This window comes from Caldinitratiruptor microaerophilus (assembly GCF_025999835.1).
In the GTDB taxonomy this organism is placed as follows: Bacteria; Bacillota; Sulfobacillia; order Symbiobacteriales; family ZC4RG38; genus Caldinitratiruptor; species Caldinitratiruptor microaerophilus.
This window is the reverse complement of record NZ_AP025628.1, coordinates 1,990,881-2,016,017: the sequence shown is the minus strand read 5'-3', so window position 1 is coordinate 2,016,017 and position 25,137 is coordinate 1,990,881. Positions and strand designations below refer to the sequence as shown.

The following is a 25,137-nucleotide window of genomic DNA, read 5'->3' as shown; positions in this document are numbered from 1 at the left end:
GCCAGTGTGTTATAATGCTCCTGTCCGGCCGCGCCAGGGGCTCCCCCACCGAGGAGCCCCTGGCGGCAGGCGGGGTCGAGCGGTGAGAGGGGCGGAGGGGCGCCCTTGCAGGAATGGCAGCAGAAGCGGCTGCGGGAGATCCCCCCGGTGAACGAGATCCTGTCCGCTGAGGCGGCGCAGGCCCTCCTCCGGGCGCACGACCGGGAACTCGTGACCGAGGCCGTGGGTGAGGTCCTGGCGGCGGTCCGGGCGGAGATCGCGGCTGCGCCCGACGAGGCGGCGGCGCAGGCCGTGGACCTCAGCCCCGAGGCGCTGGCGCGCCGTGCCGAGCGGCACCTGCAGCGCCGGCTGCGCCCGCGGCTGCGGCACGTCGTCAACGCGACGGGCGTGGTGCTGCACACGAACCTGGGCCGGTCCCCCCTGGCCGAGGAAGCCATCGAGGCGATCGTCCGGGTGGCCGGTCGGTACAACAACCTGGAGCTCGACCTGGCCACGGGCGAGCGGGGCAGCCGCTACGCGCACGTGGAGGAACTGCTGTGCCGCCTGACCGGCGCCGAGGCCGCCATGGTGGTCAACAACGGCGCCGGGGCGGTGCTCCTGATGCTGAGTGCCCTGTGCCGGGACCGGGAGGTCATCGTCTCCCGGGGCGAGCTGGTCGAGATCGGCGGCTCGTTCCGGGTCCCGGACGTGATGGTGCAGGGGGGGGCGCGCCTGGTCGAGGTGGGGACCACGAACAAGACCCACCTGCGCGACTACGAGAACGCCCTCCGGCCCGAGACCGCCGCCATCCTCAAGGTGCACCAGTCGAACTTCCGGGTGATCGGCTTCACCGAGGCGCCGCCCCTGGCGGACCTTGCCGCCCTGGCCCACCGCCACGGGTTGCCGCTCCTGGTCGACTGGGGCTCCGGGGTGATGCTCGACCTCCGCCGGCTCGGCCTGGAGCCGGAGGTCACGATGCCCGAGCTCCTGGCCGCCGGCGCCGACCTCGTCACGTTCTCCGGCGACAAGCTCCTGGGCGGCCCGCAGGGCGGCTTCATCGTGGGGCGGCGCTCCCTGGTCGACCGCTGCCGGCGCCACCCGCTCACCCGGGCCCTGCGGGTCGACAAGCTGACCCTCGCCGGGATCGAGGCGACGCTCCGGCTCTACCTCGAGCCCGACCGGGCCGCCGCCCGGATCCCGATCCTGCGCATGCTCGCCCTGCGGCCGGAGGACCTGCAGCCGGTCGCCGAGGCCCTGGCGGCGCGCATCCGCCAGGAGGCCGGTGACGCCGTCCGGGTGCGCCTGGCCGAGGGCTTCTCGGCCGTCGGCGGCGGATCGCTGCCGGGCGTGGAGATCCCCACCGTGCTGGTGGCCGTGGAGCCCACCGGCCGGCCGGCCCACGAGGTCGAGGCCGGGCTCCGGGCCCACGAACCGCCCGTCCTGGCCCGGGTCCAGCGGGGCGAGGTCCTCCTCGACCCGCGCACGCTCTGGCCGGACGAGATCCCCCTGGTGGCCGCGGCCGTGGCCCGTGCCGCCGGGCAGGGGAGGTGACAGCGGTGACCGAGGGCGAGCGCATCCGCCTCACCCAGACGACCAGCAAGGCCGGCTGAGGGTGCAAGATCGGCCCTGCCGATCTGGCGCAGGTTCTGCGCTACTTGCCCCAGATGGTGCCGTCGGCGGAGGTCATCGTCGGCCTCGACAACCCCGACGACGCCGCGGTCTACCGGCTGACCGACGACCTGGCGCTGGTGCTGACGGTCGACTACTTCACCCCGATCGTCGACGATCCGTACGCCTTCGGCCAGATCGCCGCGGCGAACGCGCTGTCGGACATTTACGCGATGGGCGGCCGGCCTGTCGTCGCCCTGAACCTGGTGGGCTACCCGGTCGGCAAGCTCCCGGGAGAGTGGCTGGCGGACATCCTCCGGGGCGGGGCCGACAAGGCCCGGGAGGCCGGCGTGATCATCCTGGGCGGCCACTCCGTCGACGACGCCGAGCCCAAGTACGGGATGGCCGTCGTGGGGCTGATCGACCCCACCTGCGTCTGCACGAAGGGCGGCGCCCGGCCGGGCGACAAGCTGGTGCTGACCAAGCCCATCGGCACCGGGACGGTGAACACGGCGATCAAGCGGGGACTCGCCGAACCGGCCGAGATCGCCGAAGCGATCCGGGTCATGACGACCCTCAACAACCTGGTGGACACCGTCCTGGCCTTCGAGGTCCGCGGGATGACCGACGTGACGGGGTTCGGCCTCCTCGGCCACGCCTCCGAGATGGCCCGCGCCAGCGGAGTCGGCATGCGGATTCACGCCGGCCGGGTTCCCCTCCTGCCGGGGGCGGAGAAGTACGCCCGCCAGGACGTGTTCCCCGCCGGCAGCCGGAACAACCGGAAGTGGCTCGAGGACAAGGTCATCTACGACGATGCCCTCGAGGAACCCATCCGAACGCTCCTCTGCGACGCCATGACCTCCGGCGGGCTCCTGATCCCGATCGCGCCTCACCGGGCCGGCGATCTGGTGGCGGCCCTCCGGGAGGCCGGGGCTCCGGCGCCGGCGATCATCGGCGAGTGCACCGAGGAGCACCCCGGCATCATCCAGGTCCTGCCGTGACGAGGAGCACGTACATGCGAGTCGAACCGGTGCCCGGCGTCGCGCTCGGCCCGGCCCCTGCCGTCCGCCAGTACGTGGCGGGGCAGGGGCCGGTGCTGGAGCGCTTTCCTTATCATCCGTTCCGCCCGGAGAGCTTCCGGGAGCGCCTTCGTTACCTGCACGCGACCTATGCGGCCGACCGGGCCGCCCTGGCCCGCGCTCTCGTGGCGGAGAACGCCCGCATCGGTGCGGGGCAGGCGGCGCTGGCCGCCGCGCGGCGGCTGGCCGAGCCCGGAGCCGTGGCGGTGGTGACCGGCCAGCAGCCGGGCGCGTGTACGGGCCCGCTCTACACCATCTACAAGGCCGTGACCGCCATCCACCTGGCGCGGCGTCAGGAAGACGACCTCGGGGTGCCCGTGGTCCCGGTGTTCTGGGTGGGAAGCGAGGACCACGACTTCCAGGAGATCGCCCCGGTGGAGTTCCCCGCCGGCGACGGCTGGACCCGCCTCGTGCTCGACGGCCAGCCTCCCCGGCGGGTCTCCGTGGGGCATCTCCCGGCGGGGCCAGCCGTCCGGGACCTCCTGGACCGGCTGGAAGAGGCGCTGCCTGCGACGGAGTTCCGAGCCGGCGTCCTGGCCCGTCTCCGGCAGGCGGCCGGGGAAGCGGCGGACCTCGGCGACTGGTTCGCCCGGCTGATGGCCTGGCTCTTCCGGGACACCCCCCTTGTCTTCTGCAACCCCCTCTGGCCCTCGGTGCGCCGCCTGGAGGCGCCCTTCTTCGCGCTGGCGCTCGAGCGCTACCCGGAGGTCGACGCCGCGCTGGCGGCCGGGCTCGCCGCGTGGCAGCGCCTGGGCTTCGAGCCGACGGTGGAGCGGCAACCCGGGGCCGTGAACCTGTTCGCGTACGCGGACGGCGAGCGGGTGCCCCTCGTCGGGGAGGGGGAGCGGATCCGGGGCCGGGACCGCCCGGAGGTGGGCGGCACGGTGGCCGAACTCCGCGCCCGCGCCCTGGCCGATCCGGCCGCCTTCAGCACGAACGTGGTCACGCGCCCGGTCGCCCAGGGCTTCCTCCTGCCCGACCTCGCGTACGTCGGCGGCCCCGGCGAGATCCAGTACATGGGTGTCCTGCGTGAGGTCTTCCGTGTCTTCGGCCGGGAACTGCCGCCCGTGTACCCCCGGACGTCGGTCACGCTGGTGGAGCCGGCCCTGGCCCGCTACCTGGAGAAGCAGGGGATCGGCCCCCGGGACGTGTTCGGGGGACTGGAGGCCAAGCGGCGGGAGGTCCTGGACCGGGAAGACCGCATCGGTCTCGGCGTGCGGTTCGGCGAGCTTCGCGAGGGGTTCTACCGCCAGTACGACGCGCTGGTGGAGACCCTCGTTCAGCTCGATCCGTCACTGCGTCAGGTGGCGGCCGAGAACCGCCGGCAGATCGCGTTCCAGCTCGACCGCCTGCAGGAGAAGGCGGCGCAGGCGCTGCGCAAGCGCTGCGAGGTCGACCTGCGGCAGCTGGACCGCCTGTCCGCCCACCTCGCGCCCCACGGCCGGCTCCAGGAGCGGCACGCGAACGTCGTGTACTTCCTGGTCAAGTACGGCCCGGATCTCGTCACCCGGCTGGTCGAGACCCTTCCCCTGCCGGAACCGTGGCAGCACCTTGCCGTTTACCTGTAAAAGGGATTGTGGCACGCGACGGGGTTTACTGCTACAATTTGAGGGGTAGCCTTCATCGGCCGCTGGCATGTGCCCCCCAAACGGCGTATGTTTGTGGCAGGCAGGGGTCGGGCATCCTGTGCCTCAGCGGGGGTGCTCCGGGCTTGCCTGGTCGCGGGGGAAAGGAGCGGTAGGATGAAGGTCGCCATCGTCGGGGCCGGACGGATGGGGAGCCTCTTGGCCGCCCGGCTTCCGGGAAGCTTCCGGAAGGTCATCATCGCCCGGCGCAGGGCTCGGGCCGTGCAGCTCGCGGACGAGGTGGGGGGCGTCGCCTCCGACCAGCTCAGCGCAGTACGGGGCTGCCACGTGGTGCTGCTGGCCATTCCGGGGCCGGAGATCCCGAACGTGTTGTCGGACCTGGCTCCGCACCTGGATCGCGACGCCATCGTCGTGAACATGGCCACGGACGTACCCACGGAGGAGCTCGCCGAGAGCTTCCCGGACCTGCGGATCGTGGCTGCCAAGGTGATCGGCCACGCCCGGGAGATGGCGCACGGCTCGCCCGGCATCGTCGTTCTCGACCGGGTGAACCCGGAGGAGGAGGAGCTTCTGGCGAGCATCCTCGGAGGGCTCGGCCCGGTCATCCGGGACAGCGAGGAGAAGGTCCGGCTGGCCAACACCGCCGTGGCCGAGGAGATGGTCAAGGCGGAACTGAGCCTGCGCCGCCGGCTGGAGGAGCTGGGCCTGGAACCGGAACTCATCCGCGTCGCCATCAAGACCACCGCCCCGGGGGTCATGCGGTCCCTCTCGGACGGGGACGCCGGCCCCTTCGTACAGGACGTGATCCGGCGGCTGCGCGGGGCGTGACCGGCCCCGCGGCCGGGCGGATCCCCAGGGAGGTTCTCTGTTGCCACACACCGTATCCCGCCCGGACAGGCGGGCTGCCCGGGTCCTGCCGTTCTTCCTCGCTTTTCTGACCGCCGCCCTGACCCTCCTCACCGGACATCGCTCTCACGCCCAGCCCGCATACGACGCCGAGGCCCGGTCGGCCTTCCTGCTCGACTTCGAGTCCGGTGAGGTCCTCTACGAGAAAAACGCCGACGAGCCGCTGCCCCTTGCCAGCCTCACCAAGATCATGACCCTCTACCTCGCCCAGGAGGCCATCCGCGACGGCAAGCTGAGCCCGGACGAGAAGGTGGCCATCAGCGAGCGGGCGTGGTCGCAGAACCCCGCCCTCCGGGGTTCCTCGCTCATGTTCCTGGAGCCGGGACAGGACGTGACCGTCCGGGAGATCCTCCTGGGCATCGCCGTGGCCTCGGGCAACGACGCGGCCATCGCGCTGGCCGAGCACATGGCGGGTAGTGTCGACGCCTTCGTGGAGCGCATGAACGCCAAGGCGAAGGACCTCGGCCTGACCCGCACCCGGTTCGTCGACCCCCACGGGCTGTCGGAAGGGAACGTGTCCACTGCCCGGGAGATCGGGACGCTGGCCGCCCGGTACATCCGCGAGTTTCCCAACGTCCTGCGGGATCTGCACTCGGTGAAGCGCATCGAGTACCCGAAGCCGGAGAACCTGCCCGGGCGGCTGGCCGGCCGGCCGACCATCCCCCAGGACAACCGGAACTGGCTCCTGTGGGACAAGGATCTGCCGGTCGACGGCCTCAAGACCGGGTACGTGGAGGCCGCCGGCTACAACTACGTGGTGACGGCGAAGGTCGGGGACACGCGGCTCATCGGGGTCCTGCTGGGTACCGCCAGCGAGGCGGCCCGCGCCCAGCAGGGCAAGGCGCTGCTCCAATACGGGTTCAACAACTGGACCTCCATCCGCAAGTACCGGGCCGGTGAAGCCGTCGCCTCGGTCCGCGTGTGGAAGGGGAAGGCGGACCAGGTCGACCTGGTGGTGCCGGCCGACGTCTGGGTGGCGGTACCCAAGGGCGAGGAGGGCCGGCTGGTGGCGGCCGTGAAGGCCCCGGCCGATGTCGTGGCGCCCGTGGCCAAGGACCAGGAACTCGGGAGCGCGGCGCTTTTCCTGGGCGAGAAGGCGATCCGGCAGGTGCCGCTCGTGGCCAAGGACGAGGTGCCCCCGGGAGGCCTCTTCAAGCGGATCTGGGACTCGCTCCGCCTGGCACTGCGCAGTCTGCTCGCCCGTTTCACGAAGTGAGAGCGTACCCGAACCGGACCCGGCGGGTCTCCGGTGGAGCCCGCCGGGTCCTGTGCGTTTCCTCAACTGTCCGCCGCAGGACCAAACTCACGGAAGGCGAAAGACTTGCAGAGAAACGAAGGGCCCTGCGGAACGGAGGATGCCGGAATGAACCGGCTGCCGTCTTACCTGTTCCTGGCGCTGGCGACGCTCTTCTGGGGCGGCACGCAGGTCGTGGCGAAGTTCGGGCTGCGCGAGGTCAGCCCGCTCACCCTGGCGACCTGGCGCTTCCTGGTGGCGGGCGCGGTGCTCGTGCTCCTGGTGCGCCTCAGCGGGGGCTCCCTCCGCTACCGCGCCGCCGACTGGCGCGACTTCGCCCTGCTGGGCCTCACCGGGGTGTTCGGCTTCAACCTCTTCCTCTTCTCCGGCCTGCACTTCACCAGCGCGTCCGAGAGCGCCCTCATGCTCGCCGCCTCGCCGGTGGTCGGCGGGATCCTGGGCTGGCAGTTCCGGGGAGAACGGCTGGGTCCGGTGCGGGTGGGCGGCATCCTGCTGTCGGTGGCCGGCCTGGCCGCCGTCGTGCTGGCGGGCAGGCCTCTGCCCGGCACCCCGCCGGCCCAGCGCCTGGTGGGCGACCTCCTGGCCCTCGGCGCCACCTGCTGCTGGGCGGTGTACACGCTCCTCGGCAAGGAGGTCATGAGGCGGCACAGCCCTCTCGTGGCGACCGCCATGGCGGCGGTCACCGGTTTTGCCGGCTTCCTCGCCGTCTCCCTCCTGCCCGGGGTCCACGTCTGGCGCGACGGGCTCGGCATGAGCGCCGCGGGCTGGGCCTCGGTCCTCTACATGGCCATCCTGGGCGGTGCCGCCGGCTTCTGGGCTTGGTACCGGGGGCTCGAGGGGGTGGAGGTCACCACGGCGAGCACCTTCCAGAACCTGATCCCCGTCTGGACGCTGCTCCTGGGGTCGCTCATCCTCGGCGAGCGTCTCACGTGGCTTCAGCTCCTGGGCGGCCTGGGGGTCGTGATCGGGTGCATCGTCACCGCCCGGGGATAGCGGCCGGTTCCGCTTCCTGCACCGTCGCCAGGGTGTCCCGGGCGATCACCAGCTCCTCGTTGGTCGGGATCACCCAGGCGCTGGCGCGCGAGCCTTCGGTGGTGATGCGGCGCTCGCCCCGACCCGCCACGTTGGCGTCCTCGTCCAGTTCGAGGCCCAGGAAGGCCAGGTTCCGGACGATCGCCCCTCGCAGCCGCCAGGAGTTCTCCCCGATGCCCCCCGTGAAGACGATGGCGTCGAGCCCGCCCATGGCGGCGGCATAGCCGCCGATGTACTTGCGGAGCCGGTACTCGAACATCTCGAAGGCTTCCCGGGCCCGGCTGTCGCCTCGCTCCATCTCCTCCTCGATCTCCCGGAAGTCACCGCTGATGCCGGAGATGCCGAGGAGGCCGCTGTGCTTGTTGAGCATCGAGTTGAGCTCGGCGGGGGTGAGCTCCTCCCGTGCCATGATGTAAGGGAGGGCGCCGGGGTCGACGTCGCCGCTGCGGGTGCCCATGATGAGCCCCTCGAGCGGAGTGAAGCCCATGGAGGTGTCGACGGACCGGCCGTCCTTCACCGCGCACACCGAGGCCCCGTTGCCCAGGTGGCAGGTGACCACGTTCAAGCCCTCGAGCGACGGGCGGCCCAGCAGTTCGCCCAGGCGCCGGGAGACGTAGCGGTGCGAGGTTCCGTGGAAGCCGTAGCGGCGCACCCGGTGGCGCTTGTAGATGACGTACGGGAGCGCGTAGAGGTAGGCGACGCGTGGCATCGTCGCGTGGAACGCGGTGTCGAACACGGCGACCTGCGGCACCCCGGGCAGGAGGGACTCGGTCGCCTCGATGCCCAGCAGGTTGGCCGGGTTGTGGAGGGGAGCCAGGTCGAAGGTGGCCCGGATCTCGCGCTTGACCTCCTCGGTGACCCGGACCGACCGCGTGAGCTTCTCGCCGCCGTGCACGACCCGGTGGCCCACCGCCGCGATCTCGGTGGCGTCGCGCACCACGCCGATCTCCCGGTGGGTGAGCGCCGCCAGCACCCGGCGGATGGCCGCCGTGTGGTCGAGCACGGGGGCGACCTCGCGGAACTCGTACCCGTCCGGCTTGTGGGGCAGGACGCCCGGCGCGACGAGGTGCTGGTGCTGGGCGTCGTCGTAGCCGATGCGCTCGACCCTGCCAGCCGCCACCGCCTGTTCCGTGTCCATCTCGATCAGCTGGTACTTGATCGTCGAACTGCCGCTGTTGATGACCAGGACCTTCAAGCGTTCGCCCTCCCCGTGGGCCTACTTTTCCGGGATCCGGTTCCCGTTCGCGTCGTACCGGAAGAAGCCTTGCCCGGCCTCGACCCCGGTCTGGCCGGCCCGGACGAGCTTGCGGAGGTAGGGGGAGGGCCGGTAGCGGGGGTCGCCGTACTCTTGCCAGAGCCGCTCGAGCATCACCAGCAGCGTGTCGAGCCCCGTGCGGTCACCCATCTCCAGCGGTCCCCGCTCCATGTGGAAGCCGAGCCGCATGGCGGTGTCGACCGCCTCGGCGGTGGCCACGCCCTCCATGACCAGGTTGGCCGCGTCGTTGATCAGCGGGACGATGAGCCGGGTGGTGATGTACCCCGGCGACTCGTACACCTCGACGCCGACCTTGTCCAGGTCCTCCAGGAGGGCCATGCAGGTCGCCACCGTGTCGTTGCTGGTTCGGAGCCCTCGCACCACCTCGACCACCCGGGTGCGGGTCACCGGCTGCAGGAAGTGCAGGCCGATGCAGCGGTCGGCCCGGTAGGTGGCAGCCGCCATCTCCGTCACGGAGAGGGTGGAGGTGTTGGTGGCCAGGATCACCTCCTTGCGGCAGACCTGGTCGAGCGTGCGAAAGAGCTCTCGCTTTGCGCCGAGGTCCTCGACGATGCACTCGACGACCAGGTCGGCCCCCACGAGGTCGGCCACGTGCTCGGTGAACCGGATGCGGCCGCGGATCACCCGCATCTCCGCCTCCGTGATGGCCCACTTCTCCAGCTGGTGGCTCAGCGCGACGTCGATCAGCCGGGGAGCCTGCTGAAGCGCCGCCGGCGAGTTGTCCATGACGATGACCTCGAACCCCTTCGTCGCGGCCAGTTCCGCCACGCCGCGGCCCATCGTCCCGGCCCCCACCACGCCGATCGTCTTGATGCCGTGCAAGGCCAGGTCTCCTCCTCCGCTTCCGAGCATTTCCCACGGCCTAGTTAATTTGTCCCGTGCATCCGAGCCCCCTGCTGCGGGACGGCTGCCTCCCTCGCATGTTTCCGGGCGGAGGGCCGCACACTACGGCCAGGCAAAGCGAGGTGAACCGAGTGACCACGACCCTGTACGTCGGCAACCTTCCGTGGGCCACCACGGAGGAGGAGCTTCGCCGCGCCTTCGCCGCGCACGGGACCGTTCATTCCGCCCGGATCATCACCGACCGGGAGAGCGGGCGCTCCCGCGGCTTCGGCTTCGTGGAGGTCGCAGACGAGGACGCCGACCGGATCGTCTCCGCCATGAACGGCCAGTTGCTGGGCGGCCGGGAGATCACCGTGAACGTCGCCCAGAACCAGCGCCGCTGAGGGCGCCGATACCCCGCGGCCGGCATCCGGACGCTCCGGCAGCCGCGGACCCGACCCCGGGCAGGCACCCCGCCTGCCCGGGGCCTGCGCGCGATCACCGGGCCTCCTGCCCCCTCATATCATGCTGTAGAAAAGGCGGGCTAAGCCCGCGTCCCGGGCCCGGCGGGCGGGACGGCGCGGCCCCCGGCCGATTCCCAGCGAGGAAGGGGGAACGAGGCACTTGCCAGAGACCCGCCTTCTCAAGCTCGAGTGCGTCGTCGGAGAGAACACCGGCGAGGCCTCCGTCGAGTCCCGCATCGTCTTGAACAAGCGGGCCAAGAAGATCGCCGACATCCAGGCGAGGCTCATCGACCTGAGCGCGGACGTCCTCGACGGCCAGGTCATGGTCCAGGGGACGCTCCACAAGCAGATCTTCTTCGTCGGCGAGGACGATCGGGTTCACCACCAGGCGGAAGACGTGCCCTTCGCGGTGTTCGTCGACGTCCCCGGCGCCCAGGCAGGCATGGGTGCCCGGGTGCAGGGGCGGATCGCGAAGCTCAGCCACAGCCTGGTGGACATGCAGGAGCTGACGCAGCGTGCGATTCTGCAGTTCTTCGTGAAGGTGACGGAGGACTGCCAGGTGAACGTGGTGCTCGACCCCGCCGGCCCCCTGTGCAAGGCCGAGCTCGTGGTGGGCGAGGCCACCCAGGTGGTCCCGGTGGAGAACGTGGTGACCCTGGAGCGCGAGGCCATCAAGATCCGCGATGTGCGGGTGAGCCTGGAGAGCATCACGGCCGAGGTCAGCGACGATCAGGTCATCTTCCAGGGTACGCTCGACAAGCAGATCTTCTACATCGCCACGAACAACGAGGAGTTCCACCAGGAAGAGAAGGTGCCCTTCACCGGCGCCGTCGTCATCCCCGGCGCCCGCCCCGGCCACAACGTCCAGATCCGCCCGCAGCTCATCCGTGTCGACCGCTTCCTGACGAGCGCCACCCAGGTCCGCCAGCGGGTGATCCTCTCGGTCTTCGTGAAGGTGACCGAGACCATCGACGTGAACGTCGCCGAGGACATAACCGGCCCGCTCGCCGTCTGCCGGCGGGTGGTGGCCTCCGGAACCCGGCAGGTGCTCGTGGAGAGCGTGGTCGAGCTCTCCATCGCCGCCCAGAAGGTACATGAGATCCAGGCCCGCCTCGCCGATCTCACCTGCGAGGTCATCTCGAACAAGGTCATCGTGCAGGGAAACCTGCACAAGCAGATCTTCTTCGTCGGGTCGGACGACATCGTCCACCACCAGGCCGAGGAGATCCCCTTCACGACCTTCGTCGAGGTCCCCGGCGCGCAGCCCGGCATGACCTGCACGGTGTCGGGCATGGTGGAGCACATCTCGTGGCACCTGATCGACCCTGCCACGTCGGAGCGCGGGCTTCGCTTCGGCGACCGGGAGGACGAGGTGCCGGTGTTCTGCAAGCTGGCCGAGAAGACCGTGATCCAGATCGTCGCCTCGGTGTCGGAAGACCAGCAGATCCACGTCCGCACCGTGCCGATGCAGACCACGCTACCGCAGTTCACCCTGTGACGCCACCCGGCACCCCCCAGGGGTGCCGGACGTGTTCCGGGGTGCCACACCGAATTCCCGCACGGGCAGGAATCACGCCGGGCGTGCAGAATTCCGTTGAACAAACCGCATACCCAGGCGCTAGGGGTGTCCACGGAGCGTGGGCTGAGAACAGGCCGCGATGAGGGCCTGTACCCTCGGAACCTGATCTGGATCATACCAGCGTAGGGAAGCGTCGGTCGAATGCACGTTCGTTCTTCCGACACCTACGGTGTCGGATTTTTGCTGTACGGTGTCCGGTCAGGGACCTTCCGCCGCGGTATGCCGGTTGAACGCATCGCGAAGGAGGAGTTCCCGTGGTGAATCTCGCGAGCGAACCTCTCATCCGGCCCTTCCCCGGCAGCCGCAAGGTGTACGTCCAGGGGTCACGTCCCGACCTGCGGGTTCCCTTCCGGGAGGTGGCGCTGAACCCCACGCGCACCCCGAGCGGCGAGCGGCCGAACCCGCCGGTGCGCCTGTACGACACGAGCGGGCCCTACACGGACCCCGATTACGTGGTGGACCTGCACCGGGGCCTGCCGCCCCTGCGGAGAGCCTGGATCCTGGAGCGGCAGGACGTGGAGGAGTGCGCGGGTCCCCGGGGGGCGCGGCGCCCGCTGAAGGCCCGACAGGGCCGTGCGGTGACCCAGATGCACTACGCGCGCCGGGGGATCGTCACCCCGGAGATGGAGTTCGTCGCCATCCGGGAAGGTGTCTCGCCCGAGTTCGTCCGGGACGAGGTGGCACGGGGCCGGGCCATCATTCCCGCCAACATCAACCACCCGGAACTGGAGCCGATGATCATCGGCCGCCACTTCCACGTGAAGGTCAACGCCAACATCGGTAATTCCGCGGTGGTTTCCTCCATCGAAGGAGAAGTGGAGAAGCTGCTGTGGGCCATCCGCTGGGGCGCGGACACGGTGATGGACCTTTCCACCGGCCGGGACATCCACGCCACCCGGGAATGGATCCTCCGGAACTCCCCGGTGCCGATCGGCACGGTCCCCATCTACGAGGCGCTGGAGAAGGTGGGGGGCAAGCCGGAAGACCTGACCTGGGAGGTCTACCGGGACACCCTGATCGAGCAGGCCGAGCAAGGGGTGGACTACTGGACCATCCACGCCGGGGTGCTCTTGCGGTACATCCCGCTCACGGTCCGGCGGGTGACGGGCATCGTCTCCCGGGGCGGCTCCATCATGGCCGCCTGGTGCCTGGCCCACCATGAAGAGAACTTCCTCTACACCCACTTTGAAGAAATCTGCGAGATTTGCCGGGCGTACGACGTCGCCATCTCCCTGGGCGACGGTCTCCGGCCGGGCTCCATCGCTGACGCCAACGACGAGGCCCAGTTCGCCGAACTGCGCACCCTGGGCGAGCTGACGGAGATCGCCTGGAAGCACGACGTGCAGGTGATGATCGAGGGCCCCGGCCACATCCCCATGCACAAGATCAAGGAAAACGTCGATCTCCAGATGGAGATCTGCCACGAGGCGCCCTTCTACACGCTGGGGCCCCTGACCACCGATATCGCTCCGGGGTACGATCACATCACGTCTGCCATCGGGGCCGCCATGATCGGATGGTTCGGTACGGCCATGCTGTGCTACGTGACGCCCAAGGAGCATCTGGGGTTGCCGAACAAGCACGACGTGCGCGAGGGCGTCATCGCGTACAAGATTGCCGCACACGCCGCGGACCTCGCCAAAGGGCATCCCCGGGCGCAGTACTGGGACGACGCCCTGTCGAAGGCCCGGTTCGAGTTCCGCTGGTACGATCAGTTCAACCTGTCGCTGGACCCGGAGCGGGCCCGGGAGTACCACGACGAGACCCTGCCCGCCGAGCCGGCCAAGACCGCCCACTTCTGCTCCATGTGCGGCCCCAAGTTCTGCAGCATGCGCATCACCCAGGACATCTGGGAGTACGCCCGAGAAAAAGGGTTGGATGCCGAGGAGGCCATACGGGAAGGGATGGTGGAGAAAGCCAAGGAATTCCGGGAAGGCGGGAGCGAGATCTACCGCTGAGGGTTGGCCTGTGCCTGTGGCCCGGGCCGCCAGAGGGCGGCGGGGCCGATGACGCCCAGCGCCGCCACCAGTCCGGCCAGCGCGCCCAGGGTCCAGGCCCAGCCGGCGGGCGGGAGCGGGGCGGTCCCGAAGGTGCGCCGGAGGGCGGGCAGGGTGGTCACGGCGAGGCCTGTCGCCAGCACCCCCGCGGCCCAGAGGCTCATCACCGGGTTTCCGAAGAGCCCGGCTCGCCAGGGCGGCAGCCGCAGGGTCCGCATCGCGAAGGCCAGGATCACGTGCCCGAGCATCCACGTGACGAAGGCCGCCGAGACCCGCACGGAGGCCGTGCTGGCGGCATCCCCGCCCGCCCGGCGCGCAGCGCCCTCGGCCGCGGTCAGGACGGCGGCCGCCAAGAGCAGGCCGCCGGTCAGGATCCCCCGTACCATCAGCGGGTCGAGCAGCGCGCGCTTCGGGTCCCGTGGCGGCTCTTCCATGAGTTCCCCCTCCGGCTTCTCGATCACGAACGCCGTCGAGGCCGCCAGGTCCATGAAGAGCTCCAGGAGCACGATGAGGATCGGCGGAAAGGGCGGTGCCCACCCCAGCGCCGCCGGGACCAGCATGGCGGCGATGAGGGCCACCTTGACGGCCAGGTAGTAGCGGACGGCCTTCTGCAGGTTCGCGAAGAGCGTCCGGCCCTCCCGGATCGCGGTGACGAGGGTGGCGAAGCGGTCGTCCGTCACGACGAGGCCGGCCGCCTCCCGGGCGACGTCCGTGCCGCCCTGCCCCATCGCCACCCCGATGTCCGCAGCCCTGAGCGCCGGCGCGTCGTTCACCCCGTCGCCGGTCATGGCCACGACCTCGCCCCGGCGCTCGAGGGTCTCGACGATGCGCAGCTTGTGCTCCGGGGTGATGCGGGCGAACACGGACACGGTACGGACGGCCTCGTCCCAGCCGGCCGGGTCCAGGCGGTCGAGGTCGGCCCCCGTCAGGACCCGGCCCGTGTCCAGCCCGATCTGCCCGGCGATCGCCCGGGCGACGGCGGGGTGATCGCCCGTCGCCATCACGACCCGCACCCCGGCCCGCCGGACTGCCCTGACGGCGGCGGCCGCCTCCGGACGGAGAGGGTCGGCGAAGGCGAGAAGGCCCAGCACCCTTCCGTTCTCGGCCACCGCCAGGACCCGGTGCCCGGCGCCGGCCAGCGCGTCGACCCGCCGCCGCAGCGTCCCGGGATCCGGTCCCGGGTCGGGACCGGCCAGCGCCAGCACCGCCTCCGGCGCCCCCTTCACCGCCTGGTATTCCGCCTCTTCCGTTCGCCAGACGGCACCGGACCAGCCCCGCTCCGGGTGAAACGGGAGCCGGCGGACGAGCATGCCCAGGCTCCCGGCCGCGCCGTCGGAGCCCGGCGCCGCCGCCGCGCCGGGGCCGAACGCCTCCCAGATCGCGCGGTCGATAGGGTCGCTCAGCTCCTTGCCCGGTCCCGGACCGCGAGACGGATCGATCCCGACGCTGCGCAGCGCGGCCCGGGCCAGCAGCTGCTCCCCGCCCGCAGCGACGGGTTCGACGGTCACCAGGCGCAGGCGGTTCTCCGTCAGCGTCCCGGTCTTGTCGGTGACGATGGCCGTCACGTGGCCCAGCGTCTCCGCCGCCTGCAGGCGCCGCACCAGCGCCCGCTCCCGGGCCAGGCGGAGGGAGCCCAGACCCAGGACCATGGTCACCAGGATGGGGAGTTCCTCCGGGATGGTGGCGAACGCCAGGCTGAGACCCGTCAGGACGGCCTGCGGCCACGGCAGGGCGCTCGTCCGACGGAGCAGCAGCGGGATGAGGACGGCGAAGGCCAGGGCCACGGCAGCCAGGGTGCGGCTGAGGGCCTTCATCATCTTCTGGAGGGGAGTGCGAGGGGGCCGGGCCGCCCGGGTGAGGCCCGTGATCCGCCCCAGCTCGGTCTCGAGGCCTGTCGCCGCGACGCGGGCCACGCCCTCGCCCCGGACGACGGCGGTGCCTCGAAAGACCGGGTCGGCCGCGGCCTTCTCGACCGGGACCGACTCGCCGGTCAGCGCCGACTCGTCGGCGGCCAGGTCGCTGGCCTCCAGGAGGATGCCGTCGGCGGCGATCCGCATCCCCGCCCGGAGGACGAGGATGTCGCCCGGGACGACCTGTTCGGCCGGGATCTGGCGCGCGGCGCCGTCCCGGATGACGGTGGCGACGGGCGCGCTGAGGGCCGCGAGCGCGGCCACCGCCCTCTTGGCCCGGTACTCCGTCCAGACCTCCACCAGGACGATTCCGGCGATGATGGCCAGAACGGTCAGGGCCTCGCCTACCTCGCCGAACACGGAGTAGGCGGCGGCCACGGCGAGGAGGAGGAGGATCATCGGCTCCCGGATTTCCTCGAGGAAGATGGCCCCGAACCGGACTGCCCGGGGGACCTCGGTGCGGTTGGGGCCGTGACGTTTGAGCCGCTCCTGCGCTTCCCTCTCGGTCAGCCCCCGCTCGGGCGGTGGCCCGGCGGGAGCAGGAGTGCCGGCGGGGGGGCTCGACCCGGTTCCGAGTGCCACGGTTTTCCACATCCTCTGCACGCGTGTGTCCTCGGGGGTGCGTGTTCCGCACGGCGGGACGGCCGCGACACCCCTTATTGTAGACCACCCAGCCGGGACCGCCGGTCGTGGGTTGGCTTTCGGGAGGAGGCCTCGCGACGGAGCTGAGAGGGGACCGGGACAGGTTTTGATCCGGTTCGGTTCGTCCGCTGGGCACAATTGTTGTCCTGGTGGTGCCTCTGGCCCGCATTCCACCACCGGCAGCCTGGAATCCAGGTGACGGAATACCGAATTCCCGTTACCCTCATGGGCTGAAAAGCGTTTTCCCTAACCCGCTTGCATAATTGTTGACCCGATTCCCACGTGGAAACTTGGGTCAATTGTTGTGCCGTATCCCTCGGGCCACGATTCGAGATCCCTACGTGTGGACGACGGGGCCACGCGCACGCGGAGCGGCGTCCAGCTTCTCCACGGCGGTGTCCGATCGGTGCCGAAGTCCCTCTTCCACAGCCGTTCCGCAGGCGGTACCCGCCCGCGCGCCCGAGGGGGCCGGATAACATTTCGGGAGGAGATGGTGGGGACAACAAAGAATGAGACCTCACCTGGTAGGTTGCGGTAGCAACCATCCCGACAAGGCCTGGTAATGGGTGAGGTCTCGATGTGGCTAGTTCGTGAGATCATGGACCTAATCCTGCTGCTGGTGCATGGGATCTCGGAGTTGCTGCGGACCCGCCACGACTTCATGGAACTGGAGAAGGGGATCTTCCGGCTGGTGCAGGAGGTGGCGCGACGGGCGCTGGTGCTGGCGTTGCACCGGCTGGACGACGAGCTGATGCGCCGGCGGGACGCGGCGCGATATGAGTTGGTGCACAGCAAGCCGCGGACGATCGTGACGCCGTTTGGGAAGGTGCAGGTGCGGCGGCGGTACTACCGGGACCGTCAGAGCGGGGAAGGCCATTTCCTGCTGGACGAGGCGCTGGGGTGGACAGCCCGCCAGCGGCTGTCGCCGTGGGCCACAGAACTGGCGGTGGCGATGGCCGCGGAGATGCCGTACCACCGGGCGGCGGCGGTGCTGGCGAAGCTCACGCTGGGGGGCATGGATGTCCGAGCGATGAGCGTCTGGCGTGAGGTCCAGGAGGTGGGCGCTGTACGGGTGGAGCAAGCCGAAGCGCAGCGCCGTGCAGTGTTCGACCGTGGCGAGGTGCCGGCGGGGCAGCGGCGGACCGAGCGGTTGCGGATTGAGGTGGACGAGGTGGTGGTCCAAGGCCGTGGTCCCCGGGGAGCCCACAGGCACCTGGGGCTGAAGCTGGCGGTCGGCTATGAGGGCAAAGAGCAAGTCGGGCAAAACCGGTGGCAACTGGTAGAGCGCCGGGTGACCGCAGGCTTGGCCAGTGCGGAGGTCTTCTCGGAGCAGACGTATGCGGATTTCGGCAGCAAGTGGGATCTGAGTGCGGTACAGGACGTGGTGGTGGGCGGCGACGGTGCCCCGTGGGTGAAGCAGTGGGCGGGGACGTTTGCCGGAGCGAGGTACCAGCTGGACCCGTTCCACCTCCGCCGGGCGCTGCTGGAGGGTCTGTCGCATGACGAGGAGGCCTACCGGAAGGCGGTGGAGGCCCTGAAGGTCAAGGACTGGAGCCAGGTGGAGCAGGTGCTGGCGACGGCCGAGCGGGCCAGTCGTGGGGCGCAGCGCAAGCGTGTGGCAGGGCTGCGGAAGTACCTGCAGGAGAACTGGGACGGCATCTGCCGTTCCGGGGCCGCAGACAGTTTGGGCACCATTGAGGGGCAGGTGTTCCACCATGTCGCCCGACGGATGAAGCGCCATGGAGCGCAGTGGAGTGACAGGGGAGCGGACCATCTGGTGCGGCTGCTGGCGGCCCGGGCGAACGGGGAATTGGCGGTGATGGGGCGGCAGGCCTGGCCGATGCAGTCGGAGGTGTTGCGCCAGGCAACCGGCTCGACGGCGATTCGGGTGCAGCCCGGGGAACTGAATGATCCGGAGGCATGGCTGCGGGTGAACCTGCCGGCGCTCAGCGGACCAGCTGCCGGCTCGCCGTGGGTCAAGTACGTGCTACGTGAGCTTGTGAGGGCGCTGCCGCGGAGTGCATAACGAACCAAAAAATTCGGGCCTTGTCGGGTCACCTACCGAAGCTTGACACGGCCGCCCGAGGGGCCGCCGTTGACGGCCTTTCCGGAGGGTGTTATAATGCCCGCGCCGTACCGAGTTCGGCCGCGAGACGGGCCTGCGGCCCGGGCGCGGGCGGGACGGCAGCGAGGGCGTGTAGCTCAGCGGGAGAGCGCCCGCCTTACAAGCGGGAGGTCCAAGGTTCGACCCCTTGCACGCCCACCAGTGCACATACCGGCGACCGGCTTGGCGATGCGTTTGCGGTCGCGACACACCCCCGGCGAGCGCCGGGGGTGCTTTTGCGGCAGCGGCCCGTCACGCCTGCGGCGGGGTGGAGGGGGGGTACGGGTGCTGCCCGGCGCCGCCAGGCCCCGCGGATGGCCCGGAAGACCGCGTAGGCGGGGGCGACGAGCGTGGTCACGTAGGCCACCACCGGCAGCGCAGAGGCCAGAACGACCGCGACGTTGCCCGTGAAGTTGGCCAGGGAGCTGGCCGAAGCCTTGAAGGCGAGCTTCATCCGCTCCCAGATGCTCCCGGGCTCCTCGATGGGCGCCGGCATTTGGGGCTCGTACAGGTTGAGGACGATCGTGCTGAAGTCCACCCGGTTGGCGAGGAGACGCACGCGGCCCTGGAGGGACTCCAGCTCGGCCGTCACGCGGTCGATCTCCTGCTCGACCTCCATGAGCTCCTTCACGGATCCGCTCCGGTTCAGGAGCTGGCGCAGCCGGGTGAGGTGGGCCTCCTTGCTGCGGATCCGCTCCTCGAGATCCACGTACTGTTCGGTCACGTCCTCGGTCCACTCGCGCCGGCCCGTGACTTCCCCCAGGCCGATGATCAGGTCCACGATGTTGCCGTACTGGGCGGCAGGAACCCGCAGGCTCATGTTCACGCTCCGCCCCTGCTGGCGGGTTCCGGAGACCTTCGTCTCCTGCACGTACCCGCCGGCTGCCCGTACGGATATACCGATGCGGTTCACCGCCTCGTCGGCGTCCTTGACCTTGACGTCAAACTGGGCGTTGAGGACGATCTTCCGCCGGGCGTCCGCAGGGGTCGGGACCGAGGTGGCCGCCGCCTCCAGGGGCACCGGTGCCGGCCACGCCCCGGGCACCGCCTGCCCGGCGCCGGGCTGCACGGGCGCGCTGGCGGCGGTCCCGCCGCCGTCCAGAAGGGACCCGGACTCCGGAGAGCCGCGGCCGACGGCCGGGCTGGGTGCGCCGTCCGGGGTGGCTGGTTGCCTCTGGGGCGCCGGCGCCGACTTCCGGATGCCCGAGCCACAGGCGGTCAGCAGCGTCGTGGAAAGCACCACCAAGGCGACGAGCGACAGGACCCGCCTCATGTTGCCGCCCCCTCTGTCTGTCAGTTCCACGGATTCGACGGGGGAGGCGGTCCCTCCGATTCACCGCCGCGGCCGGCACTGAACCCGGATCTGTCGCGGCGGCGTCGAAAGGAGGGGGTGAACTTCCGGTGGAGGCTGGGCGCGTGCGGTCCAAACGGTGACGCGGGGGGTGAGGCCGTGGCGGTCTGGCGTGGGCGAATCGGCGGCGCGATCGCAGGATGGGACATCGCCGTGGAGGCGGATGCCGCGGGGATCCGCGGCCGCCTCGGGGGCAGGATCTGGGGAGCGGATCTCCGCCTTGAACATGACGCTGAGGGCCGCTGGGCCGGCAGGATGGGCGGGGCGATCGCCGGCAGGGACGTCGAGTTCGTGGCCGATGGCGGCCGCCTGCAAGGGCGCCTGGGCGGCGCCGTGATCGGGGCCGACCTCGTCCTGGAACGGTCCGGCGACCGCGTGACGGGCCGCATCGGCGGCGCGCTGGTGGGCTTCGACGTGGACGTGGCGGTGAGGCCGGACGGCAGCGTCGCGGGCCGGCTGGGCGGCAGCCTGGTGGGCTACGACGTCCGCTTCAAGCCCGGAGTCAGCGACCCCCTCCTGGCCACAGCAGTGGCGGCGGTGGCCTGCTGGGAGATGGTCCACCGCCGGCGGGTGGCGAGTGGAGCATCGTCGTGAGCGCCACGGGGTACGCAATAAGTATCAATCTTCCGGCAACACGGACCCGGGCGGTCCCAGAGGAATGCGGACGCCTGGGACCTCCAGCGCGGCCATGGCTTGTAGCCTCGGCCGCGAATGATTTACCATCGAAAGGGATTGATCGGGCGATCGGACCCGGGGACGCCGGGCACGCCCGCGGGGCGCCTGCCGGCCCGCTGTCCCCGGTGCCGGGTGCGGCGCCATCGCCACGGCCGCATCCCCGTCCCCGGTGGGGCCCGCCAGTCGAAGTGCTGAGGGGTGCCGTGTAGCGCCCTTCCGAACGTCCGGGCAGGACGGGCGACGGGTTTGTACCAGTCCGGCAACCCGCAGGGGGGATCCCCACGCAGCCGCTCGGTTCAAGGAGCTCACGCAGGCGACGGTCGTCGGGCGGGTGGCTCGCCCTGGTCGCCCTCTTGGCCGGGGCGACCGCAATCGCGATCCGCTGGCTCTGGCCGGCGGTCTGGGACGGCGCCGCCGCCCGGTGGAGCCGGACCTGGGCTGACCGCGCGCACCTCGACCGGGTCGCGGTCACGCTGCGTTCCTTCCGGGACACCGGCATCCAGGCGCTCACGCGGACGCTCGCCATCCTGGCGGACCTCGCCCGCGTCAGTCCGGCCTTCCGGTGGGCCGGGGTGGCTGCCCTCACGCTGCTCGTGGGAACGGCGCTGTGGATGGCGGTTCGGGCGCGCCGGCGCAAACGCGAGTCGGGCCGGACGCCCGGGCCGGAGCCCGCCACCCTGCAGAGCCTGCGCGGGGGGAGGATCCGGCGCGTCCGGGTGGGGATCGATCCCGGCAGGGATTCGCTCAAGCTCGTGGCCGTGGGCCCGCGGCGGGGCTCGACGCAGATCCTGGCCCAGATCACCGTCCCGGCGCGGGCCGGGAGGGGCGCCGGCACCGGGCCGGACAGCGCACGCCTGACAGACGCACTGCCGGAGGCGCTGGCGCGGCTGGGGCGGCGGGGCGTGCGCGGCGCACTGGGCGTGGATCAGCACGGGGTGATCCTGCGCACCCCGGAGTTTCCCCCGATGCCCGCCAGGGACCTGCACCGGGCCGTGCGGTTCACGATCCCCGACCTGATCCCCATCCCGGTGGATGAGGCGGCGTGGGACTTCGTCCCCCTCGGGATCCACGACCCCGGTGGGCAGCCCAGACTCCGGGTCCTGGTGGCGGCGGTGCCCGAGCGGCTCGTCTCGCCCCAGGTGCGGGCGGCGGTGGCAGCGGGGGTTCGGGTCACGGCCGTCCATGTCGACTGCCTCGCTGCCTACCGGGCCCTGGAGGCCCTCGGCCTCCTCCCGGCGGGGCCCGGGCCGCTCGTGCTGGTCGACCTCGGCGCCGCCGCCACGCGGCTCAGCATCTTCGTGGGCGGCGTGCCGGAACTGACCCGCACCATCCCCCAGGGGGGCGACGACCTGACCCGGGCCGTCCAGGACGTGCTGGGCGTATCGCCCGACGAGGCGCGCGCCCGGAAGGAGCAGGCGGGCCTCCTCGGCGACACGCCGGTGGCCGCCGTCCTGGAGTCCGCTCTGACCGACCTCTTCGGTGAGGTCTGGCGGACCCTCGAGTACTTCCTGCGGCAGGCCCAGCCGCGGGCCGCGGTGCCGCTCTTCGTGTACGGCGGAACCTCCCGGATGCCCGGGCTCGACGCGCACCTCGCCCGCTTCCTGGACGACCGGGTGCGGGAGCGCTTCGGTGACCACCCGGGTTTCGACGTCCGGTGGGTGGGTGAGGATCCGGGGGACGGCCGGGACCCTGTCGACCCCCGCTTCCTGGTGGCCCTGGGCCTGGCGCTCGACGCCGGATCGCCATCGGCACCGGGAGTGCGGCTCAACCTGCTCCCCCGCGAGTGGCGCGACGCGGGGCGCCGCCGGCTGCGCCGTGCCGCCGCTGCGCTCCTGGCGGGCGTGGGGGTGGCGGGGCTGGTTGGCGGCGGCGTGGCCGTGCGCGCCACCGTGGACCGCCTCGAAGCGCGCCTTGCGGCCCTGCGCCGGGAGAACGCGGCGCTGGCGGAGGCCGTGCGGGTCCGGGAGCAGGTGCAGGCGGCGGAACGCCTCGAGGCCGCCCGGGCCGAATTCGTCGAGAGCCAGCGGGCGGAGTGGCGCCCGTCGGACGTCCTGGCCGGCCTGCCGCAGCGGCTCCCCTCGGGGGTGGCGATCGACCGGCTCGAGGTGGCGAAGGACGGCCGGGTGACGGTCGAGGGCCGGGCGCCCGACGTGCGCTCGGTGGCGCAGCTGGCCGTGAACCTCCGGGCCGGGGGCCGGTTCGGGGACGCCGACGTGCGGTTTCCGCAGCCCTTCGCGCAGGCCGCCGGCGAGGCGGGAGGCGGCGTGCGCTTCGCCATGACGCTGTCGCCGGCCGGGAAGGGTGAGCAGGGCAAGCCATGAGCGTGTGGTGGCAGAGCCTGTCGCGACGCGAACGGTTCCTCCTCGCCCTCCTCGGGGTGCTCCTGGCTGCGGCGGCCGCCTGGCGGGCCGCGGTGGAGCCGGCCGTCACCCGGATCCAGCGCCTGCGGCGGGACCTGGCCGCGGCCGAGGCGGCACTGAAGGAGCACCGCAGTGCCCAGGCCGCCCTCGATTCGTACCGGGCCCGCCTCGCCGAACTCCAGCAGGCAGCGGTCGCGGCCGCCCACCAGGTCCCCCGTGACCTCGAGCCCGCCGCCGTCGGCGTGTTCCTGGAACAGGCTGCCCGTCAGGCGGGGGCGCGCCTCGTGGCCATCGACCTGGGGCCGGGACCGGCAAGCGGGGAGGCCGGGAACGGGGAGACCGGGAACGGGGAGGCCGGGCGCGGCGGCCGCGACCGGCAGCAGGGCGCCCGTGAGGACAGCCGCTTCCGGTCCTGGCTGGTGAAGATCGAGGTGGCCGGGACCTACGAGCAGGTGCTCGACTTCGTCCGGGTCCTGGAGCGATGGGAGCGGCTGTGGCGCCTGGAGCGGCTCGAGCTCACGCCCTCGAGCGCTGGCGCCCGGAACTCCCAGGGGGCCTCCGCACCGGGGGAAGAGGGCGGGGCCGCCTTCTTGCGGGGGCCGGCTCCCCCGGCCGCCGGTGCGGGCCCGGCCCGGGCCGTGCTGGAGCTGGTCCTCTTCACCGACGCCGAGGCCCCATCCCTTGGGGAGCGGCACCTCGAGGAGCTGGGCGTGGTCCCGCAGGAAACGGTCGAGGCGGCGCCGTAGTCGCGTGAGGGGTGAGGCCGGTGGCCAGACGTCTGGGGGAGATCCTCGTCGAGGCCCGTCTCCTGACTGCCGAGCAGCTCGAGAAGGCCCTGCAGGAGCAGCGGCGTTCCGGACGCCGCCTCGGCCAGGTGCTGGTCGACATGGGGCTGGCGACCGAGGAGGACATCGCACTGACCCTCGCCCGCCAGCTGGGGTACGAGTACGTTCCGGCGGACCTCATCCAGGTCGACCCCGGCGCCGCCCGGCTGCTGCCCGAGGCCACGGCGCGGCTCCTCGGAGCATTGCCCCTCTCGGCCACGGACCGGCAGGTCCGGGTGGCGATGGTGGACCCCCTCAACGTCTTCGCGCTGGACGAGATCGCCGGGCTCACCGGCCGCGAGGCCGTCCCGGTGGTGGTGACCCCGAAGGGTCTCGAGCGGGCGCTCCGGCGCGCCTACGGGGTGGCCGGCCAGATCTCGCGAGCGGGCGGCGGCGAAGCGATGGCCGCCGGGGGTGCGACGGGGGAGGCGCACCCGTCCCCCGGGGCTCGCGGCGCAGCGGAGGGGCGGGCCGTCACGGAGAGCCGGGCGGTGGTCGACTTCCTCGAGCAGCTCATCGCCGAGGCCCTCGACCAGGGGGCGAGCGACATCCACCTGGAGCCCCAGGCAGACCGGGTGCGCATCCGGTTCCGGGTCGACGGCCTCCTCCGCGACGTGATGGAGCAGCCGCTGTCCCTCCTGGCCCCCCTCGTGTCCCGGGTGAAGGTGATGGCGGACCTGGACATCGCCGAGCGCCGGGTGCCGCAGGACGGCCGCTTCGACCTGCGGACGGGGGGGAGGGAGGTCGACGTCCGCGTCTCCACCCTGCCGACCATCGCCGGGGAGCGGGTCGTGATGCGGCTCCTCGACAAGAGCCGGGCCATCACCCATCTGGAGCAGCTCGGCATGCTGCCGGACACCCTCGAGCAGTACCGGCGGCTCCTTCAGACCCCGTATGGCATGATCCTGGTGACCGGTCCCACGGGAAGCGGCAAGACGACCACGCTCATGGCCACCCTGCGCCACCTGAACCGGCCGCACCGCAACATCCTCACCATCGAGGACCCCGTGGAGTACCACATCCCGGGCATCAGCCAGGTCCAGATCAATCCGAAGGCCGGGCTCACGTTCGCCAGCGGGTTGCGCTCGTTCCTGCGGCAGGACCCCGACGTGATCATGGTGGGCGAGATCCGGGACCTCGAGACCGCGGAGATCGCCATCCGGGCGGCCCTGACCGGCCACCTGGTGTTCAGCACCCTGCACACCAACGATGCCCCGAGCGCGACCACCCGCCTGCTCGACATGGGGGTCGAGTCCTACCTCGTCGCCTCGTCGGTCCTGGCGGTGGTGGCGCAGCGCCTCGGGCGCCGGATCTGCGAGCGGTGCCGGGAGCCCGTCGACCTGCCGGCGGACGCCCCCGAGCGCGCGCTGTTCGCGCTGCCGCCGGGGCCGGTGCGGGTCTACCGCGGCCGGGGCTGCGCCGCCTGCCACGAGACGGGGTACCGGGGCCGCGTGGCCCTGTTCGAGCTCTTCACGATGACCGGCGACCTGCGGGCGCTGGTGACCGAGAAGGCACCGGCCGGCGTGATCCGGGAGAGGGCCCGTGCACAGGGCATGCGCACGCTCCTGGAGGATGGCGTGGCCAAGGCCCTGGCGGGCATCACGACCCTGGAGGAGGTCCAGCGGGTGGCGTACTCGGAGGCATAGTTCGGCGGTGCCGGTTCGCCCGGGTCGGGGACGGGCCGCCGG

At 71.4% G+C, this 25,137-nt stretch carries 18 protein-coding genes, 1 tRNA gene and 1 riboswitch; of the genes, 15 read left to right on the top strand and 4 right to left on the bottom strand.

Features of this window, described 5'->3' with window-relative positions:
- Positions 1 to 105 precede the first annotated feature (105 nt).
- From selA to caldi_RS09720, 6 genes are all read left to right on the top strand, one after another.
- Positions 106 to 1,530: an L-seryl-tRNA(Sec) selenium transferase gene (gene selA / locus caldi_RS09745; RefSeq protein WP_264841578.1), complete on the top strand. Its 1,425-nt coding sequence runs from the start codon at positions 106 to 108 to the stop codon at positions 1,528 to 1,530.
- A 5-nt stretch (positions 1,531 to 1,535) separates the two neighbouring features.
- Positions 1,536 to 2,588: a selenide, water dikinase SelD gene (gene selD / locus caldi_RS09740; protein WP_264841577.1), complete on the top strand. Its 1,053-nt coding sequence runs from the start codon at positions 1,536 to 1,538 to the stop codon at positions 2,586 to 2,588.
- A 14-nt stretch (positions 2,589 to 2,602) separates the two neighbouring features.
- Positions 2,603 to 4,234: a bacillithiol biosynthesis cysteine-adding enzyme BshC gene (bshC, locus tag caldi_RS09735; protein ID WP_264841576.1), complete on the top strand. Its 1,632-nt coding sequence runs from the start codon at positions 2,603 to 2,605 to the stop codon at positions 4,232 to 4,234.
- A gap of 174 nt (positions 4,235 to 4,408) precedes the next feature.
- Positions 4,409 to 5,080 carry a pyrroline-5-carboxylate reductase family protein gene (locus tag caldi_RS09730; RefSeq protein WP_406568079.1) on the top strand — a complete coding sequence of 224 codons (672 nt, stop codon included), beginning with the start codon at positions 4,409 to 4,411 and terminating at the stop codon, positions 5,078 to 5,080.
- A gap of 40 nt (positions 5,081 to 5,120) precedes the next feature.
- A complete protein-coding gene (locus caldi_RS09725) occupies positions 5,121 to 6,374 on the top strand; it encodes a D-alanyl-D-alanine carboxypeptidase family protein (RefSeq protein ID WP_264841574.1) in 1,254 nt (417 codons plus the stop codon).
- Positions 6,375 to 6,521: 147 nt separating this feature from the next.
- Positions 6,522 to 7,406, top strand: a complete 885-nt coding sequence (locus tag caldi_RS09720) for a DMT family transporter (RefSeq protein ID WP_264841573.1) — start codon at positions 6,522 to 6,524, stop codon at positions 7,404 to 7,406.
- Here the strand turns inward: caldi_RS09720 and caldi_RS09715 are convergent.
- Complete coding sequence (locus caldi_RS09715; RefSeq protein ID WP_264841572.1) at positions 7,390 to 8,640, bottom strand: acetate/propionate family kinase; 1,251 nt, start codon at positions 8,638 to 8,640, stop codon at positions 7,390 to 7,392. The two genes, caldi_RS09720 and caldi_RS09715, sit on opposite strands and share 17 nt — an antisense overlap.
- Positions 8,641 to 8,661: 21 nt before the next feature.
- Entirely contained in the window at positions 8,662 to 9,543 is an 882-nt protein-coding gene (locus caldi_RS09710) for a 3-hydroxyacyl-CoA dehydrogenase family protein (RefSeq protein WP_264841571.1), read from the bottom strand.
- 152 nt (positions 9,544 to 9,695) lie between these two features.
- Between caldi_RS09710 and caldi_RS09705 the strand changes: the two genes are divergently transcribed.
- The 3 genes from caldi_RS09705 (at position 9,696) to thiC (ending at position 13,544) form a co-directional block, all read left to right on the top strand.
- Positions 9,696 to 9,947, top strand: a complete 252-nt coding sequence (locus caldi_RS09705; protein WP_264841570.1) for an RNA recognition motif domain-containing protein — start codon at positions 9,696 to 9,698, stop codon at positions 9,945 to 9,947.
- Between the two features lie 220 nt (positions 9,948 to 10,167).
- Entirely contained in the window at positions 10,168 to 11,505 is a 1,338-nt protein-coding gene (locus caldi_RS09700; RefSeq protein ID WP_264841569.1) for a DUF3794 domain-containing protein, read from the top strand.
- Between the two features lie 112 nt (positions 11,506 to 11,617).
- Positions 11,618 to 11,732: riboswitch (TPP riboswitch) on the top strand.
- 108 nt (positions 11,733 to 11,840) lie between these two features.
- Positions 11,841 to 13,544, top strand: a complete 1,704-nt coding sequence (thiC, locus tag caldi_RS09695) for a phosphomethylpyrimidine synthase ThiC (RefSeq protein ID WP_264841568.1) — start codon at positions 11,841 to 11,843, stop codon at positions 13,542 to 13,544.
- Here thiC and caldi_RS09690 read toward each other — a convergent pair.
- Positions 13,535 to 16,075: a cation-translocating P-type ATPase gene (locus caldi_RS09690; RefSeq protein ID WP_264841567.1), complete on the bottom strand. Its 2,541-nt coding sequence runs from the start codon at positions 16,073 to 16,075 to the stop codon at positions 13,535 to 13,537. The genes thiC and caldi_RS09690 overlap by 10 nt on opposite strands.
- Before the next feature lie 622 nt (positions 16,076 to 16,697).
- Here caldi_RS09690 and caldi_RS09685 point away from each other — a divergent pair.
- Positions 16,698 to 18,161: an ISLre2 family transposase gene (locus caldi_RS09685; protein ID WP_264841566.1), complete on the top strand. Its 1,464-nt coding sequence runs from the start codon at positions 16,698 to 16,700 to the stop codon at positions 18,159 to 18,161.
- 165 nt (positions 18,162 to 18,326) lie between these two features.
- Positions 18,327 to 18,401: transfer RNA gene (locus tag caldi_RS09680), tRNA-Val, on the top strand.
- Here caldi_RS09680 and caldi_RS17800 read toward each other — a convergent pair.
- Positions 18,358 to 19,512, bottom strand: coding sequence for a DUF4349 domain-containing protein (locus tag caldi_RS17800; RefSeq protein ID WP_406568125.1), 1,155 nt, complete (start codon positions 19,510 to 19,512; stop codon positions 18,358 to 18,360). The genes caldi_RS09680 and caldi_RS17800 overlap by 44 nt on opposite strands.
- A 177-nt stretch (positions 19,513 to 19,689) precedes the next feature.
- Here caldi_RS17800 and caldi_RS09675 point away from each other — a divergent pair, with 177 nt between their 5' ends.
- The 4 genes from caldi_RS09675 (at position 19,690) to caldi_RS09660 (ending at position 25,095) form a co-directional block, all read left to right on the top strand.
- Positions 19,690 to 20,184, top strand: a complete 495-nt coding sequence (locus caldi_RS09675) for a hypothetical protein (RefSeq protein WP_264841565.1) — start codon at positions 19,690 to 19,692, stop codon at positions 20,182 to 20,184.
- Positions 20,185 to 20,618: 434 nt separating this feature from the next.
- Positions 20,619 to 22,586 carry a pilus assembly protein PilM gene (gene pilM / locus caldi_RS09670; RefSeq protein ID WP_264841564.1) on the top strand — a complete coding sequence of 656 codons (1,968 nt, stop codon included), beginning with the start codon at positions 20,619 to 20,621 and terminating at the stop codon, positions 22,584 to 22,586.
- Positions 22,583 to 23,371, top strand: coding sequence for a type II secretion system protein GspM (gene gspM, locus caldi_RS09665; RefSeq protein WP_264841563.1), 789 nt, complete (start codon positions 22,583 to 22,585; stop codon positions 23,369 to 23,371). The genes pilM and gspM overlap by 4 nt, the downstream gene beginning before the upstream one ends.
- 20 nt (positions 23,372 to 23,391) lie before the next feature.
- Positions 23,392 to 25,095: a GspE/PulE family protein gene (locus tag caldi_RS09660; protein ID WP_264841562.1), complete on the top strand. Its 1,704-nt coding sequence runs from the start codon at positions 23,392 to 23,394 to the stop codon at positions 25,093 to 25,095.
- The last annotated feature ends 42 nt before the right edge of the window (positions 25,096 to 25,137 follow it).

Bases quoted from the DNA above. Each gene is read 5' to 3' on its own strand.
- bshC (WP_264841576.1), top strand. From the start codon at position 2,603: ATGCGAGTCGAACCGGTGCCCGGCGTCGCGCTCGGCCCGGCCCCTGCC.
- caldi_RS09730 (WP_406568079.1), top strand. From the start codon at position 4,409: ATGAAGGTCGCCATCGTCGGGGCCGGACGGATGGGGAGCCTCTTGGCC.
- caldi_RS09720 (WP_264841573.1), top strand. From the start codon at position 6,522: ATGAACCGGCTGCCGTCTTACCTGTTCCTGGCGCTGGCGACGCTCTTC.
- caldi_RS09685 (WP_264841566.1), top strand. From the start codon at position 16,698: ATGGGTGAGGTCTCGATGTGGCTAGTTCGTGAGATCATGGACCTAATC.
- caldi_RS17800 (WP_406568125.1), bottom strand. From the start codon at position 19,512: ATGAGGCGGGTCCTGTCGCTCGTCGCCTTGGTGGTGCTTTCCACGACG.
- gspM (WP_264841563.1), top strand. From the start codon at position 22,583: ATGAGCGTGTGGTGGCAGAGCCTGTCGCGACGCGAACGGTTCCTCCTC.